Source organism: Flavisphingomonas formosensis (genome assembly GCF_009755815.1).
Taxonomy (GTDB): Bacteria; Pseudomonadota; Alphaproteobacteria; order Sphingomonadales; family Sphingomonadaceae; genus Flavisphingomonas; species Flavisphingomonas formosensis.
On the sequence record NZ_WRPK01000009.1, the window covers coordinates 179,741 to 199,428 of the forward strand.

The following is a 19,688-nucleotide window of genomic DNA, read 5'->3' on the forward strand; positions in this document are numbered from 1 at the left end:
GATCCCGTTTAAATGTCGGGGTCCGACCTGAGCCTTGTTCCGTGCCGGATCAGCTTTCTCCGACTGGAACAAGGGCGCGGCGGCCTGGCAGGCGAAACCCGCTGCCAACAGCCACCTCCAACCGTCGGTTATGAAGCGCGTCATTCAGGAAAAATGGGCGCAATCTTCGACACGCTTCAGGTGGAACATTTTCGTTCGCCATACCGGTCCCTTCGACGGGGCCGACGGCAACCCAAGCTGGCGCTCGCTGCCTTGATCCCGCCAACATTGTTGGTCGGGGACACGCTGTGAACCATGGATTCACAGGTGTCCTGTCTTCTAACGTCTAAATCCAAAATGCGTGAATTGCAAACCTCCTGCCGGATTTGTTCTCTTTGCGAACACGAGCTGGACGCGATGACCTCCCGGTCGTTGGCGCGGACCGCGCTCCAACTCGGCATCTGATGAATTACCCTCTCAATTACCGAATCCCCCGCCATGATCCCTTACCGCAGCGAGGCACGCTGATTGCACCAGCGTTGCTGATGGGTCATCTTGGTGCCGTTTCAGATCTTATCAACGGAGTGGGCGATCTCTTCTCGCAGATGATCCATCTTTGCGGTAGCCCACTGTCGGGCATCGTTGCCGAACACGAGCCGCGCCGGCGCCTTGTCCTGCGAAGCAAGGGTTACGATGCAAGCCGCCAGTTCCTTCGGGTCGCCCGGCTGATTCCCGTTAGCTCCGTCCACGAATGCACGATATTGCGCGATCGCTTCAGCGTAGTCTGGGATCTCAATGCTGCCAAAGCTCGCCGACTTGCTGTCCATGAAGTCGGTCCGAAGCATCCCCGGCTCGACAAGGAGTGAGCGGACGCCCAAAGGCGCCAGTTCCTGCGCGAAGCCCTCCATCCATCCCTCGACTGCGAACTTGGAAGCCGAGTATACGGCGCCCCCACCGTTTGAGACCAGCCCGCTGACTGACGAGATGGTGACAATGAGGCCTGAGCGCCGCTCGCGCATGTGAGGAACTACTGCGCGCGCAACGTTCATGGTACCGAACAGGTTCACCTCGAATTGCCTCCGGACTGCGGCGTCGGTGAATGTCTCGAAAAAACCAAGCTCGGCGTAGCCGGCGTTGTTGACCAACACGTCGATCGCACCGAACCGCGCGACGGTTTCAGCCGCAACCGATTTTGCGGTCTCGGCGTCCGTAATATCCAACGTGCGTGGATGCAGGCGATCATTTTCACTCCCGAATGCGTCAAGCACCGCATCGGCGGACCTGGCCGTTGCCACAACGATCTTGCCTGCATCGAGGGCTGCGCGTGCGATCTCGCGTCCTAACCCTCGGCTTGCTCCCGTCACCAACCATATCTGACTCATAGTCTGTTCCTAGCTAAGATTGTTTTGTTCTATTTAGGTATGCTAATTTGTCGAGTTAACGGGCTAATAGATAATATGGCCCAGTAGCAGGGATTATCAATGCGTCCGGATCAGCTCGCCGACCTCGCCATCTTCGCGGCTATTGCCGCCGATCGCAGCTTCACGCGCGCCGCGAAGCGATTGGGAGTAACGCAGTCGGCGTTGAGCCAGACCATGAAGCGCTTGGAAGGCGAGCTAGGCTTCCGCCTGCTCTCTCGCACGACGCGCAGCGTTGCGCCGACGGCTGCGGGCGTACGCCTGCTTGCGACCTTGACACCGGCACTCGAAGGCTTGGACGAAGAAATCGGGGCACTATCGCAGGATCGTGGTGCGGCAATTGGCACCGTCCGCATCACGACGGGTAAACACGCTGCAGACACAGTATTGTGGCCAATGCTTCCGACCTTCATGCGCCTTCATCCCGGCATCGAAGTTGAGCTGTGCGTGGATGATGCTATGACCGACGTCGTTGCGGGCCGATACGATGGGGGAGTCCGGCTGGGAGAACGACTTGAAAAGGACATGATCGCGGTGCCGATAGGATCTCCGCTTCGCGTCGCAGTAGTGGCCTCGCCCGCCTATTTGGATGGCCATGCGGCGCCGAAGGAGCCCATGGAACTCACGGGCCATCGCTGTATCGCCTATCGCGACGCCAGCGGCGATCTATCACCTTGGTCGTTCGAGCGAGACGGACACTCTGTAACCGTCGCGCCAGGCCGTGGCCCGGTGTTCAATGACGCCAACCTGCTTGTGGCCGCGGCCGTAGAGGGGTTCGGTGTCCTATACATATTGGAGGATGTGGTCGCGGCTCCTATAGCCGACGGTCGTCTAACCCGACTGCTCGAACCCTGGTGCGAGCGGTTTGCCGGCTACCATCTCTACTATCCTGATCGGCAGGGCACGACGGCCTTCGAGCTGTTTAAGGACGCGCTTCGGGCAAGCAAATTTTCATGACGGGCATTTCCCAAGCGCTGATGCGCATGGGGAGGGGGAGACGCCTCATGCGGCCAAGGTGCCGATTTCCAACGGACGCGAATGCTAAATCGGCTGCAACAATTCCGCTTTGGCAGTGGCGACATCGACGGGCAGTGAGCTGTGCTCATGGATGCAGAGCCATCGGCCGTCTCTCCACCGCCAGATATCGGTCACGGCAGCATGAACATGGACACGAGAGCCATCCTTGCTGTTGATATCGATCTCGGAATAGGACACGGAGTAGGCGATGTCTGGCGCGTCCGAACGGTTACCTTGGGGTAGGTGCAAACAACCTCGCCGACCGCCGTTTGCGCTATGCCAGCGACGTTGCGCCGGATGTCTTCCACCCCGCATATGCCAGGTGCCAGGAAGTCGAAGATAGTCGCTTCGTCACCTGGATCGAACATTGCGGCCACTCCATCTGGATCGCTTCGCTCAACCGCACGGCCGGCGTCGCGTAGTGCCTCGATGATCGCCTCGACGTCGCGTGCGTCGCCCACTGAGTTCTCGCCGATAACGATCATCTTTCGGCTCCGTTCGCAGGGTTTTGCTTCATTCCGCGCTCGGGAGCGAACCGAAAAGCATTCCGCCATCGACAACGTAGTCGGAACCGGTAATGAACGCTGCGTTCTCCTAGGTAAGGAAGAGCACGGGTTTCGTCACTTCTTCCGGTTCGCCCATCCGCGGAATTGCGAACGGATCAGCAGAAAAGTGATCGCTCACCGGAGCCTCGCCAGGTCGGAGCGCGGTGGTAATCAGCGGGGTGTTGATGACGCCTGGACTGATCGAGTTCACCCGAATGCGATCGCGGGCGAGCTCGATTGCCGCAGTCTGCGTCAACCCGCGAACGCCCCATTTGCTGGATACGTAAGACGCGAGCATAGCCGTGCCGACGTGGCCCGAGGTGGATGCTATATTGACGATCGCGCCACTTCCCGCTTTGCGCATCGACGGTACAACCGCCCTGATCCCGAGATAAGGTCCTGTCAGGTTGCTGGCGATGACCTCGTTCCAGTCATCCGGATCACTGTCGGCAATAGCCACCGCAGGCGCAAGTATTCCCGCATTGTTGATCAGCACGCACACCGATCCGAAGCGGCTCTCGGCCTCGCGCACGGTTGCGTCCCAATCGCCGGGGATGCGTACATCAAGTTTTATGAAGGCAGCATTCTCGCCGAGCTCCTCGGCGAGGGCGCGACCGCGCTCTTCGCGGATGTCGGCGAGCAAGACGTTGGCTCCTTCCGCAACGAATGCTCGCGCGTGTGAAGAGCCTTGGCCGCGCGCAGCGCCCGAAATCAGCACAGTTTTTCCGTCGAAGCGATACAAATCGAAACTCCTCCTTCATGGGGCAGGCGGAAGGCAGGGCCAGCCGCCCAAACGATCCGTCGCCAAATGGGCTTGGATCGAGGCTTCCGCTCTCGCGCGCTCGCCGCATTTCGTGGCAAGGCCGGCGAGTAAGAAGCCGCCGCGAAGACGCGGTCGGCAATCGCAGGCCGGCCGACGAGCGAGCGCTAAGCTCCTCGTAAACGTCAGCGAAAGAAGTACTCTTTCAAGAGCCGATACGATGACGGCGTTCGAATCGATATTGGTATTATCAAAGTGAACGACTACCGCTCGCGACTCATTAGCCTTATTAGGAGAAGTTTTTAGTTCACGCCCGTCCGACAGACTGAGCCTGAAGAAATACCTCCGCACTGGCGGTGCTTTGTCGAGCAAGGTGCGCACCTTAGCCAGACACAAGCTCCGCACAGTCCGGAGCGCCCGGATGCCCCGACTGCGACAAAGATGAGCGGCTATGCAAAGAAGTTCCGTCCCCACATGCCTTGCGCTGTCGTACCTTTCAGGTCGCAGAAGATGTGCTGAAGATTTTGGACGGGAGTCAGGCCTATGGGGTCGACCATGACAGCGAAAATTTTGGCCCGGGCCAGCGGCGCTGAAGATGTTTCCGCCGGAGACGCGGTGCTCGCAAAAATTAGCTTTCTGACATGCCTGGACGGCCAGACATTCATCGACACCTTCAGGGACAGGGGGCTCAAGGTCTGGGATCCCAAGAAGATCATCTTCTGCTTCGACCATATGTTCCAGCCTGACTGGATGAAGGTGCAGGCCGTCACGGAGCATCCCAAGATCAGGAGCTTCGCAAAGGAGCAGGGAATTCCTGAGGAAAATATCTACGATCTGGGTCGAAACGGCATATCGCATCAGATTCCCGTGGAGCATGGCTGGGCGCTTCCCGGTACGGTCTGCATCGGCGCAGACACCCAGAGCTCGACGATGGGCGCAACCAACTGCCTAGCTTTGCCTGCATTGTTCGGGGTGGATCCTATCATCATTACCGGCGATATGTGGATGATCGTGCCGGAATGCATTCGCATCACGTTGACCGGCGCCTTCCCCAGGGGAGTCAACGGCAAGGATTTTGTCTATCGTCTGATCGCCGATCTTGGGGAAGTGGCGCAGGGGCGCGTAATCGAATTCGACGGCCCCGGTGTCCTGAACTTGTCAATGGACATGCGCCTGGCGATCGCCAACGGCTCCGTGCAGATCGGCGCGCTGACGATCATCTTCCCGGCTGACGAGGTTCTCCTCGATTATATCCAACCGCGCGCGCGCGAAGCGTTCGCTCCTGTCGAGGCGGACCCCGATGCGGAATATGTCGCGCATTTCGAATATGATCTTTCATGCATTCGGCCGCTTGTCGCTGGCCCTGACCAGATCGAGCTGGTTCGGCCGCTGGACGATGTCATGGGCCTGGCGGTCGATGCCGCCTATGTGGGGTCCTGTTCCAGCGGACGCCTGTCAGACCTCGCCTTGGCTGCCGACATTCTGCGCGGGCGCCAGGTGCATCCGACAGTGAGGCTGGTGGTTACGCCGATTTCGGCTGAAACCTATTGCGAAGCGAGCCGGACCGGCATTTTGCAGGACTTGGTCGACGCCGGCGCCACTGTCACCCAACCGGGTTGCGGCGCCTGCTATAGTGGCAATCTTTCACCGCTAAAATTGAGCGACGGAGAGCGTTGCATCTCCACGTCGGTCGAGACGCTTCGCGGTCGAATGGGCAGCAAGGAGTCCGAGATAATCCTGGCCAATGCCGCGGTGGTGGCGGCATCCGCCGTTGCCGGCAGGATCATCGACCCGGCGAGGCTGCCGGCACCCGAGGAAGCGCTCATATGATTGTGCAGGGCAGAGCTTGGAAATATGGCGACAATCTTGGAGCGACCGACATCGTTTCAGCGGACTATGACAAACTTGGCATGAGCCATGACTGGGACGGCTGCGCCAAACACCTGCTCGAAAATGTCGATCCGGAGTTTCTCCAGAAGCTTGTACCGGGCGATATCATCGTTGCCGGATCGCGCCTCGGGACCGGCCATGCGCATTATTACACGAGTGCGATCATGGCGTGCAAATATGCAGGTATCGCGGCTCTTTTCTGCGAAAGCGTCAATGCTCTCTTTCAACGTGCGGCGATCGACCAAGGCTATCCGATATGGCCATTGCCGGGCATCGGCGACTTCGTGAATGACGGAGACCGGCTGCGCATCGACCTTGCCTCCGGAGAGGCGCAGAACGAAACGACGGGAGAAAGCCGACGGTTTCAGCCGGTGCCCCAGCTCGTTCGCGATATCCTTGCAGCCGGGAATGCGCTCGACTGGGCGCTCGCGCGCGTGGCATAAGGGCGCGCTCGGTGAAAATGACCTCTATGCTCCGACATGAGCTCGCGGTCGGCTTGGTGGTTGCCGCAGGCTGTTTCGATGCATTTTCCGCGCGTTTGGCGCAACTGGCGGGGTTTCGCGCAATCCATATGACCGGGCTGGGCGTCGAGGCGTCGCAACTTGGCGCTCCGGACTTGGGGCTGATGTCAATGACGGAGATTTGCGGCCATGCCGCCCGCATGGCCGAGGCGACCAATATCCCGATTCTCGCTGACATCGACACCGGGTTCGGCGGCGTGCTGAACGTCGGCCGCACGATCCGGGAAATGGAGCGGGCGGGCATTGCCGGCGTGCATATCGAGGATCAGGCGTTGCCCAAACATTGTCCGCTGCTGGCTGGCCGCAAGGTGGTCGGACGGGGAGAGGCGATCGACAGGCTAAAAGCCGCGCTCGACGCCAGAACCGATCCCGATTTCGTCATCGTGGCCCGCACGGATGCGGACACCATCTCCTTCCAGGAGGTTATCGACCGCTCCAACCTCTTTCTGGAGGAAGGCGCGGACATGGTCATGCCGGTCATCATGCAGGTGGAGGGGCAATCCTATTTCAGCCTTCCCGCGGATGAGCAGATGGAATGGGCACGCAGGATGATCGTGGCCATCGACGGGCCCGTGATGAACATGGGCGGCAGCCCGCCCGCCGGCTACACCACCGACGACCTTGCCGATGCCGGTTATGCATTCACCATGTACGCGGCAAGCGCGCTTAGCGCTGCGGCGAATGCCATGGCCGATCTGTTCAAGACCATTCACGAGACCGGCAGTGACCGCGCATATTGGGCCCGTAATGGCGGGCCTTACACCAGCCCGCTGGAACTCATGCGTGCGGCGCGCCTCGACGCCTTCGCCGCGATCGAAGAGCGATATTCTGCCTCGCTTGGAGACTGACGTGGATTCGTTTTAAGACGCTGGCGATCTTATCGGACGCGTTCCTAACGGCGATCGATGAGGGAAAACGGTCAGGACCGGGCCGCCGCATTGAGCATCTGGTTGGGCGTTCGGAGGTCGACCTCGTATTCGAACCTGTCGGTCATCGCAGGTACCACGTCCGCCGCGTCGACATAGAATTGCTCGTACCAGCGGCGGAGTTGATAGATCGGCCCGCAAAATTCGGTGAGCACCGGAGCGTCTATTCTGGCTTTGGTCTGCCAGATGCCGACATCCTGGAGAAATGTGTCGACGGCCGCCTTCGCTACCGCCCGACCGAGCGCGATGCTCTCGTCCGTGGAGACGCCTTCGATGCGCCGCGTGGTGATGCCGACGTGTAGCGCAAAGCTGTTCGGCGTAATCGGGTAATGAGCGTTGATCAGATAGAGCTCGACGGGCTTACCGAGATGATCGACCGTCTGACTGACGATCATATATGCCGGACCATAATAGGTTGCCGTGCTTTCGAACGAGAAAGCCGCCGTCCCGTCGTTGTTCCCCCGCCCATCGTCCGCGCTCAGCGCTTGGAAGGTGCCGCTCTGGGTGGCCATGTGCCGCTCGAAGACATTTACGAAGCGAGTCCCTTCCAGTCCATGGACGAGCTTGAAATGCATCGCATCGGCGACGTTGTCGATGAGTTCGCGGCAGTTGGCGGGGATGTGGATGGTCTGCCACTCCCAGGGGGTGCACTCGCCGTTCACCACGGCGTCGATCGCGGGAATGGCCACTTCGGAAGGCGGCTGCTTCTGCTCGGGATCGTGATAGACGAACAACTGCTCGTTCTGCTCCATCACCGGCCAGGACTTCGTCTTGGCCTTGCGCGGAATGCGAGGCGAATAGGGGATGTGCGCGCATTCGCCCTTGCCGTTCCACTGCCATCCGTGAAACGGGCAGGCGACGGTGCCCTCGATAATGGCACCGGTGCCGAGGTCGGCGCCCATGTGCGGGCAATAACCGTCCAGAACGGCCATGCGGCCGTCCGCCTGCTCGAACGCCACCAGCTTGGTTCCGAAGATCTCCAGCGTATGGGGCCGGCCGTCCTTGAACGGTGCTGAAAGACCCAGGCAGTGCCAACCCCGGGCATAACGTCGGGGAGGCTCGTTGCCGGCGAGCTGTCCCCGTTCTGGTGCAGCTTTGTCCAATTAAACTATCCTCTCTCCCACAGGGAAGCCGAGGTTGCGGAAGGCCCCCGGTTCCCTAATGATTTAGCGACGAGGCTAACGGCCCCGTCGCGCACCGGAAGCGGAAATGATTTGCCGATCAGCGCATGAATTTCGTTTTGCGATGCTGCTACAGGGGATACGCCTCCCGATCCGGAAGCAGTGGCCTTTCAAGGGCGGACCGTGCAACTGTGCCCGACTGCGGGGACACCGGTTCTCCGCAAGGCATTCCATCGAACTCCGTTCCTTCGTGTGCGGGCCGCAGCCATTGTGCGCGGCCGTCAATCCTTCTCCGAGACCTCGACAACGCAGACGCGAATACGGTCTCGATCGATGAATTGCGCTTCGTCTTCAGCAACGCGCTCGGCGGCGCCAGGCGCCGCGAAACTCTTGGCCCAAAGCTGGAACGACTCCCGGTCAGGGAATTCCATCTCCGTGACCACGTCGAAGTTGATCTGGTCTGCATTGCGGTTCTGCGGGTCGTTCAATTGCAGGAAATTGCGCCGGTAAACGGGAATCCCGGGAGCGACCTCGTTGATTACCTCGACATGCCGCGTCTCGTAATATGCCTGAAATTCGTCCGGCGACATGCCCGGCTTGCGCGATAGAAAGGCCAATAGCTTGAACATGATTTCATTCTCCCTCGATGTCAGAAGCTGACCTTGACATGCCTTGAGCGGGCTACCGATTGGCAGGCGAGCACCAAGCCCTCCCCCAGATCCGCCTCGTCGAGCACTTCATTGTGCCGCATCTCGACGTCGCCGCTCTCCAGCGTGCAGATGCACGCTCCGCAGGAACCCGAGCGGCACGAATAGGGCGGATTGAGCCCGGCGGCCTGAAGGGCATCGAGCATCAGTTCGCCGGCGTTCCAATCGATCGTGGTCGCCTGCCCGTCGAGCATTACGGTCAAACTTGCATCCCCGCCGTTCGTAGCGGCGCCGCTACGCGCCGCGGGCGATCGATCGATCTTCGGCTCGCCAGGGGAAGCAAGGACGAACCGCTCCAGATGCACGAGGTCCTTTTCGATGCCCAGGCCGGATAGAGCCGCTGAGACGGCGTCCATAAACGGGGAGGGGCCGCAGATGAAATACTCGCTGCTCTCTAAGCCGGAGGCATGGCCGGAGATCTGCGTCTGCGACGGCAGGCCCTGAACGCTATCCAACCAGTGGATGACGCGAAACCGGGCCGGAAACTCTTGCGCGAGCGCGGACAACTCGGTCCGAAATATGACGGAGCGCTCGTCGCGATTGGCGTAAAACAGGAAGACGCTGGCCGATGCGTGAGATCGAAGTCGATCCTTGGCAAGCGAGATGATCGGCGTGATCCCGCTTCCGGCGGCAAACAACGCGAGGTTGCGATCCGGCCAACGGCTTGTGAACAGGCCGGCGGGGCGCATGACCGCCAAACGGTCGCCTGGTTTGAGATTATCGATCATCCAATTCGAAACGGGATCGAGGGGCACCCGCTTGACTGTAATCTTGAGATCGGCGTCGCGGCCGTGTACGCTGGACAACGAGTAGCAGCGCTGGTGTTGCTCCTCGTCCTGACCGGGCGCGCCCACGGTCAAAAACTGCCCCGAGCCATATGCGAAAACCGTGCGAAGATCTTCCGGGACCTTCAGCAAAAAGGATCTGGCATCCTCGGTCTCGTGGACGACGTCCTCAATGACCAGGCGATGGAAATCAGCGCTCACTTTCGGCTTTCTAAATTTGCGGGCTAAGCATGTCCTCGGCGGTCCAACCGTCCAAATCCCTGCATCACACGCACCGGAGCTGTCGTCTTCTGCCACTTGAAGGGTTGCCGCGATTCCGGGCTTCTGGGGAGATGTAAAGATTTGCCAAAGCTGTGCACTGCATTAGCTATTTGAGCAGGCTGCCGGGCGACGGGATGACGGACGAACAAAGTCGAGCGGCGGCCCAGCGCCATTGCGGCTCGGCACGACTCGCGGACAAGAGGGCCTTGCCAGCCGGACGAGTCCTTCTCCAAGTTGGCTAAGGGGACTCGAAAACCTACGTTAGGACTCCTGCCCACGGCGGGGTAGCTGGTCCGGTGTCACATATGGCGGCGGTCCGTGTCACCCCTAAGCGGAAGATATTCGAACGCCTCGCCTGCTCGCTTTACGTGGCCGGCGAACGGCGGAGGAAAATGCGCGGGCAGGATCATGTGGCCGTGCTCCGCGCATTCCGAGAGCAGGCGCCGACGGGTATCGCGTGCCTGGGTCGGAATTTCGCAGGCAGCCGAATTTACGTCAGGGTATGCGACCTGGATTGGGGAATGCATACAGTCACCGACGAACAATCCGACCGAGCCTGCGCTGCTGGCGCGGATAATGCACGTGCCGGGTGTGTGCCCCGGCGCGGCCTCCAACATCAGATGATCGTCTATCGAATAGCCTTCCTCGATAATGTCGGCTTGCCCCGCCTCCACACACGGAAGAACGCTGTCCAAAAAAGCAATGCCTTGACCAAGGAAGTTTGACGCGCCGATTTCCGGATGCCAATGCTCATACTCCGCGCGCGAGAATATGTAGCGCGCGTTGGGAAAGGTTGGGACCCAGCGGCCATCGACAAGGCGGGTATTCCATCCGACATGATCGGTGTGAAGATGCGTGCAGATGACGAAATCGACGTCTTCCGGCCGTAGGCCCTTGGCCCCTAGGCGGTCGAGCCAGTCAAGCTGGAGCCGGTGACCGGCGTTGCCCTCGCCGCGATTCTTGTCGTTGCCCAAACATGTGTCGATCAGAATGACATGGTGTTCCGTTCGGACGATCCAGCAATGCACACTGATGACAAGCTTTCCAGTGGCGTCAACGCCGTGTCGCGCGCGCCATGCCGGATCCCGCGCAAGAACCTCGCGAGGTACCCCATCAAGAAACTCGTCCATACCGAGAAATGCGCCGCAAATCTCGTCAACACGGTCTATCTTCAACTCGCCGATGGCTATCATTGGGCAACTCGTTCCCAAAGGATGTTGTAAGTCGTCCGCACCTTTGGTGCGCTAATCAGCGTGGGCGGATGGCCGACTCGCTTGCAACTGTCGCCGTCGGCCGGATTCGATGGAGGGGGCAATGTCGGCGGTTGCCCGACAGAGGGGCAGATCGATGTCGCGATGCTCTGCCGCCTCCAGCGCGTTGCGGATCTGCGGTGCATCATCGCCGATCGCGAGCATCGTCTGCGCATCGAAATAGCCCCAGTTGTCGAGCACCCAGGAATCGGCGCTGCACACCTTTGCCACCGCTCGCACCATGTCCTCCGAAACACCATAGGCCGCAGCGAACCGCATGATCTCGATGGCGGCGAGGCGAGTGGTATGCATGATGGCATTATTGGCGAGCTTTGCCACCTCAGCGCTACCCAACGGGCCTACATGCCGCACCTTGTTTCCGATGGTTTCAAGGAGCGGACGGCAGCGCTCGACCACCGTCTCGTCACCACCAACGATCACGGCCAGCGTGCCGTTCAGGCGGTCGTCGAAGCTGCCACTGACCGGCGCATCGATCAGTTCGACGCCCCGCTCCCTGGCCGCATCCGCCACGCGCACTATCGTCTGCGGGATCACGGTCGAATGAATGATGACGATTTGGCCCGGCCGAGAATGCTCGAGAATGCCGTTCGTGCCGGCCACGACATCCATCACCTGCGCTGAATCGAGTACACAGACGATGAGGATGTCAGCCTCCTCCGTGACTTGACGCACGGACTCCGCACCCTTGCCGCCCGCGGTGACAATCTTCTGCACTGCGTCAGGGTTGATGTCATAGGCGATCAACGGCACGCCCGCGCGCACCAAGTGGGTAGCGATGCCGCCGCCCATATTGCCGAGGCCGATATAGCCCACACGCTGCGTCTCATAGTTCGATCGTTCCACTATCAACCTCGAAGCATTTGTCTGGAGAGCGCCTTCAATCAGCTGACCGCTGAGCTGGGCACGGGTGCCTCAACCGCAATACCGCCAACGATATAGGCGGACCTGGCGCGCGATCACAATCGGGCTCTTCCGCCAGATATTTGGCGTCAGCGTGCACAGATATGTCGAGCAGCAGAGGGTCAAGCGCGCTCGCGAATTGCTGGCCAACACTGACCTGATGCTCAAGCAGATTGCTCATCAGCTGGGGCTTTCCGGCGCCAGTTCCTTTTGCAGCGCGTTTAAGCGTGCGACGGGGAAACACCACTCGCCTTCAGGATGCGTGTGCGAAACGGCAGACAGCCCTAGACTGCGCCGACACGCCTCACTGCGGCTGCGCTCAAGCACTGAGACGCTTATTTTGCAGCCAAAAATGCGATCAGCGCTTCGTTGACGATTTCAGGCTGCTCAATCTGGGCGCAATGGCCTGCTTCGGGGACGATGAGAATGTTGGCCTTCGGCATCTTGCCGGTAAGTTCTTCCCACCATCCCGATGGCTTGATCTTGTCGTTCGCGCCCGCGATGATCAGCGTTTCCGTGAAAATCCGGGCGTAGTCGATGCCGCCGGACGGTGCCCTTGCTTCTTGGAACTCTTCCGGGCGGCGAAAGCGCGCGGCGGCGATGGCTTCCCACGCGCCGGGCGCGAGGCTGCTTGCGCGGCGCCGCTCGATGTAATCGCCGTCGGTGATCCAGCGCTCGCCGTGAAAGAGCGCTTCCACGATTTTCGTCATGCCCTTTACTGAACCGTCATAGGCGAACAGTGCTTCGGTGTGGGGTGAATCCATAAGCAATGCACCGCCGCCGGCGATGGTCACGATCTTGCGCGCAGACAGCCGTGGGGTCGGCGAGGCAGCGTCGAAAAGAAGGAGCATCCCGCCCATCGAATTGCCGACGCATGGCGCGCCGACAGCGTCTACCTCCTCCACAAATCTCGCCAAGTGCCGGATCCGGCGAGCCCGTCCATCGACAAAATCAACAACCTTGGCCGTGCGGCCGAAGCCGAGCAGGTCTGGCGCCAGGACGCGGAAATGCCGGGCCAACGCGGGAATGGTCTCTTCCCAACAGATTTCGGCCTCGCCGCCAAACTCGCCGCCATGAAGCAGGATGACGGGGTCGCCGGATCCCGCCTCAAGATAGCTGGTCTCGAGCCCGTCGACGAGTATCTCCTTGCGATAGAACGCAAAATGGGACGAGGTGCTTGACATGGAGGTCCGGCCTTTCGGAGGGCTGATGTTGGCGAGCCGTCATTCGGCGGCGACGGGGCGTAGGTCCTCTCGGGCCGCATGCATCACCGCCAGATAGGCGAAGGTGAGGGCGGGGCCGATCGTGATTCCTCCGCTCGGATAGAATCCCCCCATCACGGAATTGCGGTCGTTGCCGCAGGCATAGAGGCCGTCGATTGGCTGCCCCTGCTCATCGAGAACACGGGAATGGATGTCCGCCGCCAGACCATAAGTTGTCCCGATGTCGCCGGCATGGACGCGAATGGCGTAGAAGGGCGCCTTTTTGAGCGGCCCCAGACAGGGATTGGGCTTGTTCGATGCATCGCCAAGATATCGGTTGTAGGCGCTATTGCCCTTACCGAATTTGGTGTCCACACCCAGTTCGGCATCCCGATTGAACTCGGCGATGGTTTCGTTGAGAGCATCGCGGTCCACGCCGATCTTGTCGGCCAGCTCATCGATGGTCGATGCTTCGATGAGATAGCCGGACCGCACGGCGCGACGACGTTCCGACGCGAGGGGCGGAACAGCGCCAAAGGCATATTTTCGAACGAAGGCCGCGTCGCATAGCAAGTGGACCGGTTGCTGATCCTCGTTCTTCAGGCGCCCGAGCATGGCGCGGACAAAGTCATGATAATTTTCCGCCTCGTTGAAGAAGCGTACTCCGGACTTGTTGACCGCGATCAGCCCGGGCTTCGCCCTGTCCGCCATGAGATGAGGGAAGCGCGCGACCGACCCGTCCTTGCGCGTTCCGGTTGAGACAGGGGTCCAGAACGCGCCTTCAACGTTCGCCGTATCAAACTTCGCGCCGATCGCCGTCGCGAGTCCGATGCCGTCCCCGGTGCTGTCCGGACTGGTCGCGGAATATCCGAATTCGGCTTCGTCCATGTGCATTTCGCGCAGCGCCTTGCTCCAGGGAAATCCGCCGGTGGCCAGGACCACCCCTCGCGCGGAGCTAAGCTTCTCGCGGATGCCATTTCGCTTTACGATGACGCCTGCGACACGCTCGCCTTCGCGTATCAGTTCCACGATGGGGCTGTTGCGAAACACGGGGATGCCGCGCTCCAGGACCGCTCTGTAGAGGTTTGCTACCAGCGCATTCCCGCCGGTAAGACGTGTTCCGCGACCATATTTGCGATATAGAGTACGATCTCGGAGATCGCGCAATAGAAGGCGGCCGGTGTGGAGCGCGGATTTGGCAGACCGACGGGCGTTCAGGAGATGATAGACATCCATAAGCTCGAGCATCTGCCGGCCGAACAGGCAAAGCTCTGGAAGGGGAGGGCGAATGTCGTTGAATCGTTCACCCAATATCCGGCCGTCGACGCTGAGAGGCGTCATCGCCCGGCCCTGTTGCGAAGCGCCCGCTGCGTCCGGAAAATAGTCCGGTGAGTTGATCGCGCGGACGTAGAACAGAGGGCCCGTCAGGCTTTCAAGACAGGCGAAGGCCTCAGGCCCACGTTCCAGATATTCGCGGCGCGCCTCGCGTTCGTGCGATGTGCTCACGGTGCTGTCGAGATACCGCTCAGCTTCATCGAGCGTATCCCGCAGGCCGGTCGCGGCGTTCTGGCGGCTATTGGGTATCCAGACGACGCCGCCGGAATAGGATGTCGTCCCGCCGATCAAGCTGGTTTTTTCGACGATCGCGACCCGTAGACCCTTGGATTGCGCGAAAATCGCCGCTGAAAGGCCAGCCGCGCCCGATCCGGCGATGACGAGATCATAGCTACTTTCAGCCATGCCGATCCTCTGCGGATTGCGGTGCCGACAGACCGCGGACGAATGCCGCACCAGATGAAAGGAACGCGATCACTTGATCGCCAGCACGTTGACCGGAGCGCCGGTCGCCTCGGTGACTTTCAGGGGCGCGGCCGCGTAGAGGAAATCCCATTGGCCATCGGCATGACAGTCCTTGTTGAGTTCCTCGAAATTGCAGACTTCATTGAATGCAATTCCAAGGTTCCGCATCAAAGCGCAATGGAGCGGGATCTGGACGCCGATCGCTGGGTCAAGTTCGGTCTCGTTCGAGATCGTGTCGGTCGCCAGACAGGGTATTTCCATTTCGTGGAACCAAGCGACCAGTTCTGGCGAGTAGGTAAGACCAGGCTCCAGAAAATCCTTGTAGAAAGTTTCCGGCCCTTGGACCCGCAATAATTGGAGGAAGCCAAGGCGTAGGCAGAGAATGTCGTGCTTCTCGATTTTCACCTGCTGCTGTTCGGCGCAGCCGAGCAGATCCTCCAGATGAAGGAGGTCGCCCTTGTCGAGAAACGGCTTGCCCTTGTAGGCAGCCATGTCGAGCAAAACGCCGCGTCCTACGACGCCGCGCTCGGAAATCGGAAGGATCGAGGCATTTTTGAGGCCGCCATTGGTATCGCTGGACGGATAGCCGTTCCAGAGCTTGTCGTCATACCAGACATGTCCCAGTGCATCGAATTGGGTTGAGCCCTGAAGAAACATCTCGATGCGATCGTCGGTGAATTCAGCGCCACCGGGCAGGGAAGGTAGGTCGCCGCGAACATAGCTGTCCTTGTCGATCATCGTCTCGCGCTTGGCCGGTGCCCGCCCAGGCCAAAGCGGGTCGCCGTTCGGGTTGCCGATCACTTCGCCGCAGGTGAACACCTTTCCCTGTCGAACTGCGCGTACGCCGCGCAGAACTTCGAGGTTGGTCAGGAAATTCAGCGATCCCACCTCGTCGGTCGGACCCCAGCGGCCCCAGTTGCTCGGCGCGTCCGACAGAAGCTTGCCTACCTCGGACCCCCCTGATGCGCCATGCCCGTGCTTGTCACACATTTTCCGATACTCCTCGCCCGTGACGGCCGGTCATCATCGGAATGACAGGTAGAAACGGGACTTTAAAGCCATTCTTTGAGGCGTGTCGTCTGGCCAAAGACGCATCGCTGATTGTCCGGGCAGCCCAGCCGCCGCGATCCTGCCTAGAAGTTGAAAAGCCAATCGAAGCCATAGGTTCGTGGTGCGCCCGGCATGGCTGAGGATCCTCGCGCGCCGGAGCTCTGAATTTCAGCCACATAATATTCCCTTTTCGTCAGATTCTTTGCCCACAATCGGATGGAGAACCGCTCCTGTTGCGGGAAGGTATATTTGATCTGGGCATCGAGCAGGCCATAGCCAGGCTGCTTGAGAACATTATCAGCGTCCCAATAAAAATTGCCTGTATAGGAATAATTGACGTCGAAATTGAAATTGCCGGCGGAGGTTTCCAGCTCGTAATTTGCGCCAATATTCGCGGTCCATTTAGGGGCGCGGACGATCCGGTTCCCCGACGCATCATACGGCGCTAGGTTGTCCAGATAGCCTCCGACCGGACCCAGTTCGGGATGGGTGTTGGGATTGGGAACAGGCGTCTGAGCATTATTGAAGCTGGTATATTTCGTATCCAAGTACCCGCCGCTGAAGCGCAGCTGCAGACCTCTCGCCAACACGGCTACACCGTCAATTTCAGCGCCCCAGATACGCGCGCTCTTGGCGTTGATCACCTGAACCGTAGGACCGTTGAACTGCTGAAACTGAGCGTCGTGAAGCTTGTAGTAGAAGCCGGCGGCATTGAGCCTAAGCTTCCGTTCGAACAATTCCGACTTCACGCCGATCTCGGTCGCGTCAAGAACTTCAGGTTTCGCCGGCGTGTCGTTGACGGGCAGTGTGTTATACAACCCGGCCTTATAGCCTCTGCTCTGCGAGACATAGACCAGAACATCGGGCGTCACCTGCTGGTCGACAGCAGCCTTATACGTGAATTTCTCGAAGGAGCTTGATGCGTTCACCGTGGAAAGCGTGAAGGGTGTGCCGCCCACGGGGTAGATTTGCGAAGATCCGACGCCCGCGATATCGTCCTTGGTATATCGCGCCCCGAGCGTGACGCCGGTGGTCGGCGTGACGTGATAGGTGGCCTGGGCATAGCCGGCGTAGGACTTGTTCCTGTTTTCCGCATATGTGTCGCTGACCAAGTGTGTTCCGGCCGGCAGGCCAAGGAGAGGCGCAGCAACATCGATTCCATCTCCGGTGAAACGGGACGGCAGATAGCCCGCTCTGGAGTTCAGATAATAAAGGCCCGCAATCCAGGTGAAATCCGACGATTTACGCGAAGCGAGCTGCAGTTCCTGCGTAAAGGTCTTTGTAAATCCGTATAGGTCTGCTCGCAAGAACGGCTGGCTCGAGAAATCGGAATCGAAGACGTTGTAGCCTGTGTCCTTCCGATAGGTCGTGATGCTCGACAATGTCCCAAAGGAAAGGTCCTGAGCGATCTTCCCGGAAAAGCCGTAATTCTCCTCGACAACGATCGGCGGGTCGTTGGTTTCGATATCGTAGAAGCCATGCCGAGGCTGGAGGCCGTAGGGCGGCTCGCTGTAGCCGCGATAGGGCCCATAATTATACTGGCTATTCGCGATGAAGCTATTCCGGGAGTGGGTATAGTCCGCGCTTAGGATTACAGAGGTTGTGGACGTCGGCTCCCATTTCACCTTCAAACGGGCTGCCTTCGTGGTGTCCTTGCCCCACTTGCCGCCGATGCCGAAGTTGCGGCCCCAACCATCCGCCTGATCCGAGATTAGGCCGGAGACGTCGACGGCGAGATTGGATGTGATACCGGTGGAAGCATAAAGGGTGCCCTGAAAGGCACCGTAATTGCCCAGACCGACGGACCCTTCCAGAACGGGATCGTGCGATGGGTCGCGCGTGATGATCCGGATCAGGCCGCTGCTGGCGTTGCGGCCGAACAGCGTACCTTGAGGCCCCTTCAGCACCTCCACCCGTTCGATGCTGGAAAGCTCAAGGAGCGAGGGTGGGACTCGCGAGATATAGGTGTCGTCGACATAGACGGCGACGCTACTCTCGTATCCTTGCAGCGACGAGGGGGTGCCTACGCCGCGAAGGAAGGGTTGGACGGCGCCGCTGGTCGTGAACACGCTTAAGGCCGGCACGATGCGGCCGAGGTCCGCGCCGTTTCTGATGCCGGCCGAAGCCAATGCATCGGAGGAGACGGCGCTTACCGACACGGGGACCTTCTGGAGATTTTCCGATCGGCGCTGTGCCGTCACGACGATCTCTTCAAGGCCGGCTGACTGGCCTTGCGCAGTGTCATTGGCCGATTGCTCCGCCTGCGCCTGCGTCGCAGTGAAGCAGATGGCCAGCGCAGCGAAGGAGGCAGAGCCCGATAACCTTATGCTCTGGCGAGCAGCATTGGTGACTTTCATATCTCTCTCTCCCCGAAACGCATCCCTTATGGAGTGCGACTCCCTTGCCGGACCCGCCAGGTTGTCTGCCGCAACCGAACGCTCGCTCCAGCCGGATACGAACGCGCGAGATGCCGGACAACGGCAAATGGAGATTTGTTCGCGGTGAGAACGCGAGGGCCCGTTATGGTTTGCAACGCTGAAAGAGGCTTCACGGGGAGAGGAGTTCGCGCGCGGGGATCCTACGCCGCCGCGCGACCATTATCGCGTGAGAGAACCTAGCGACCGATTGGCCGGACCGGAATCGTGAATAGCTTTATAGTGATCGCTTCGGCTGTCTCACATAGCAAAGGCAGAAACGCCGTCGGTTCTTCAGCCTGGACCGAAGGTCCCACCCTGCTGATCGAAATTGCCGCCAGGATGCTCCCGTCCCCTCTCACTGGAACAGCGATGCACCGTAGGCCAAGGGCGATTTCCTCATTGTCGGCCGCCCAGCCACGACGCCGAATATCCTCGATCTGCGCGGAGCTGCTCCGGATCGGTAATGGTATGCGGCGTCAGCGCGATGAAGCCACCATCCGCCAGATATCGATCGAGTTCGTCCTCCGGCATGCCCGAAAGCAGGAACTTGCCGAGAGCCGAGCAATAGCCCTCCAGCTGGGCACCCTCGGCTGAATGAACCGGGACTTTCCCATAGCGTCGCTTGACCAGATAAGCCACCATGCCGTCGTTCCAGACGCCCAGATGGGTGTTGCTCTGTGTATGCTTTGAGAGGCTGAGCAGATGCGGACGGGCGGCCGGCGCAAGGATGTCACGCACTGAAACACCTTGGGCCAACGTGATGGCGACGCTACCAAGTCGATAGTCCGCCCGGCCCGTCCGCATCACAAAGCCCCGGTCGATCAGGGATTGCATGATCCGGTGCGCCGTGGCCATCGAAAGTCCACACCGGGCTTGAACTTCTGGCAACGAAGCGCTGCCCAGGCGCGCTACCGCCTCAAGGACATCGAGTGTTTTGTCCGTCAGTTGCGAAGTTCGACTCATCGATATATCTTTCATGCCAGTCCTATGCATCAACTTCGACAGGCGGGAATTCGGGATGGGCCCACCGTTGAACCTTGTTGATGAATCTTCAATTGGCGAGTTCTTCGATACGGCGAACCTGCGCCTCCTAAGCGACATGTCTATGGAAATGAAAT

17 protein-coding genes and 1 pseudogene are annotated in these 19,688 nt (G+C 59.9%); 5 read left to right on the top strand and 13 right to left on the bottom strand.

Annotated elements, in window-relative coordinates:
- Positions 1 to 545: 545 nt before the first annotated feature.
- Positions 546 to 1,361 carry an SDR family NAD(P)-dependent oxidoreductase gene (locus tag GQY20_RS22925; RefSeq protein ID WP_157219472.1) on the bottom strand — a complete coding sequence of 272 codons (816 nt, stop codon included), beginning with the start codon at positions 1,359 to 1,361 and terminating at the stop codon, positions 546 to 548.
- Positions 1,362 to 1,460: 99 nt separating this feature from the next.
- On the opposite strand from GQY20_RS22925, the gene GQY20_RS22930 reads away from it, so the two are divergent.
- Positions 1,461 to 2,354, top strand: a complete 894-nt coding sequence (locus tag GQY20_RS22930; protein WP_157219473.1) for a LysR family transcriptional regulator — start codon at positions 1,461 to 1,463, stop codon at positions 2,352 to 2,354.
- Positions 2,355 to 2,545: 191 nt separating this feature from the next.
- Here GQY20_RS22930 and GQY20_RS22935 read toward each other — a convergent pair whose 3' ends face one another.
- Both GQY20_RS22935 and GQY20_RS22940 read right to left on the bottom strand, forming a co-directional pair.
- Complete coding sequence (locus GQY20_RS22935) at positions 2,546 to 2,899, bottom strand: hypothetical protein (protein WP_157219474.1); 354 nt, start codon at positions 2,897 to 2,899, stop codon at positions 2,546 to 2,548.
- A 109-nt stretch (positions 2,900 to 3,008) separates the two neighbouring features.
- Positions 3,009 to 3,701 (bottom strand): SDR family NAD(P)-dependent oxidoreductase, encoded by a 693-nt coding sequence (locus tag GQY20_RS22940; RefSeq protein WP_198351143.1) that lies wholly within the window; start codon positions 3,699 to 3,701, stop codon positions 3,009 to 3,011.
- 573 nt (positions 3,702 to 4,274) lie between these two features.
- On the opposite strand from GQY20_RS22940, the gene GQY20_RS22945 reads away from it, so the two are divergent.
- The 3 genes from GQY20_RS22945 to GQY20_RS22955 are packed head-to-tail and all read left to right on the top strand — an operon-like array spanning position 4,275 to position 6,978.
- Entirely contained in the window at positions 4,275 to 5,549 is a 1,275-nt protein-coding gene (locus tag GQY20_RS22945; RefSeq protein WP_198351144.1) for a 3-isopropylmalate dehydratase large subunit, read from the top strand.
- Entirely contained in the window at positions 5,546 to 6,052 is a 507-nt protein-coding gene (locus GQY20_RS22950) for a 3-isopropylmalate dehydratase small subunit (protein WP_157219476.1), read from the top strand. The genes GQY20_RS22945 and GQY20_RS22950 overlap by 4 nt, the downstream gene beginning before the upstream one ends.
- 56 nt (positions 6,053 to 6,108) lie before the next feature.
- Positions 6,109 to 6,978 carry an isocitrate lyase/PEP mutase family protein gene (locus GQY20_RS22955; RefSeq protein WP_198351145.1) on the top strand — a complete coding sequence of 290 codons (870 nt, stop codon included), beginning with the start codon at positions 6,109 to 6,111 and terminating at the stop codon, positions 6,976 to 6,978.
- Between the two features lie 71 nt (positions 6,979 to 7,049).
- Here GQY20_RS22955 and GQY20_RS22960 read toward each other — a convergent pair whose 3' ends face one another.
- The 5 genes from GQY20_RS22960 to GQY20_RS22980 form a co-directional block, all read right to left on the bottom strand.
- Entirely contained in the window at positions 7,050 to 8,159 is a 1,110-nt protein-coding gene (locus GQY20_RS22960; protein WP_157219478.1) for a Rieske 2Fe-2S domain-containing protein, read from the bottom strand.
- A gap of 299 nt (positions 8,160 to 8,458) precedes the next feature.
- Positions 8,459 to 8,806 carry an EthD domain-containing protein gene (locus tag GQY20_RS22965; RefSeq protein ID WP_157219479.1) on the bottom strand — a complete coding sequence of 116 codons (348 nt, stop codon included), beginning with the start codon at positions 8,804 to 8,806 and terminating at the stop codon, positions 8,459 to 8,461.
- Between the two features lie 20 nt (positions 8,807 to 8,826).
- Positions 8,827 to 9,870, bottom strand: a complete 1,044-nt coding sequence (locus GQY20_RS22970; protein WP_157219480.1) for a ferredoxin--NADP reductase — start codon at positions 9,868 to 9,870, stop codon at positions 8,827 to 8,829.
- A 359-nt stretch (positions 9,871 to 10,229) separates the two neighbouring features.
- Positions 10,230 to 11,123: an MBL fold metallo-hydrolase gene (locus tag GQY20_RS22975; RefSeq protein ID WP_157219481.1), complete on the bottom strand. Its 894-nt coding sequence runs from the start codon at positions 11,121 to 11,123 to the stop codon at positions 10,230 to 10,232.
- A 51-nt stretch (positions 11,124 to 11,174) separates the two neighbouring features.
- Entirely contained in the window at positions 11,175 to 12,044 is an 870-nt protein-coding gene (locus GQY20_RS22980; protein ID WP_269769774.1) for an NAD(P)-dependent oxidoreductase, read from the bottom strand.
- A gap of 64 nt (positions 12,045 to 12,108) precedes the next feature.
- Between GQY20_RS22980 and GQY20_RS33095 the strand changes: the two genes are divergently transcribed.
- Positions 12,109 to 12,474 (top strand): helix-turn-helix domain-containing protein, encoded by a 366-nt coding sequence (locus tag GQY20_RS33095; protein WP_408641132.1) that lies wholly within the window; start codon positions 12,109 to 12,111, stop codon positions 12,472 to 12,474.
- On the opposite strand, the gene GQY20_RS22990 is transcribed toward GQY20_RS33095, so the two are convergent.
- The 5 genes and pseudogenes from GQY20_RS22990 to GQY20_RS33100 all read right to left on the bottom strand — a co-directional run bounded on the left by GQY20_RS22990 (position 12,437) and on the right by GQY20_RS33100 (position 19,671).
- Entirely contained in the window at positions 12,437 to 13,285 is an 849-nt protein-coding gene (locus GQY20_RS22990; protein WP_157219484.1) for an alpha/beta fold hydrolase, read from the bottom strand. The genes GQY20_RS33095 and GQY20_RS22990 overlap by 38 nt on opposite strands.
- A gap of 39 nt (positions 13,286 to 13,324) precedes the next feature.
- Positions 13,325 to 15,094, bottom strand: coding sequence for an FAD-dependent oxidoreductase (locus tag GQY20_RS22995; protein ID WP_157219485.1), 1,770 nt, complete (start codon positions 15,092 to 15,094; stop codon positions 13,325 to 13,327).
- Positions 15,095 to 15,112: 18 nt separating this feature from the next.
- Complete coding sequence (locus GQY20_RS23000; RefSeq protein ID WP_157219486.1) at positions 15,113 to 16,093, bottom strand: cyclase family protein; 981 nt, start codon at positions 16,091 to 16,093, stop codon at positions 15,113 to 15,115.
- A 143-nt stretch (positions 16,094 to 16,236) separates the two neighbouring features.
- The gene (locus GQY20_RS23005) at positions 16,237 to 18,510 is read right to left on the bottom strand and encodes a TonB-dependent receptor (protein WP_157219487.1); all 2,274 of its coding nucleotides are present in this window, start codon (positions 18,508 to 18,510) and stop codon (positions 16,237 to 16,239) included.
- A 257-nt stretch (positions 18,511 to 18,767) separates the two neighbouring features.
- Positions 18,768 to 19,671: pseudogene (locus GQY20_RS33100) on the bottom strand (IclR family transcriptional regulator).
- Between the last annotated feature and the right edge of the window lie 17 nt (positions 19,672 to 19,688).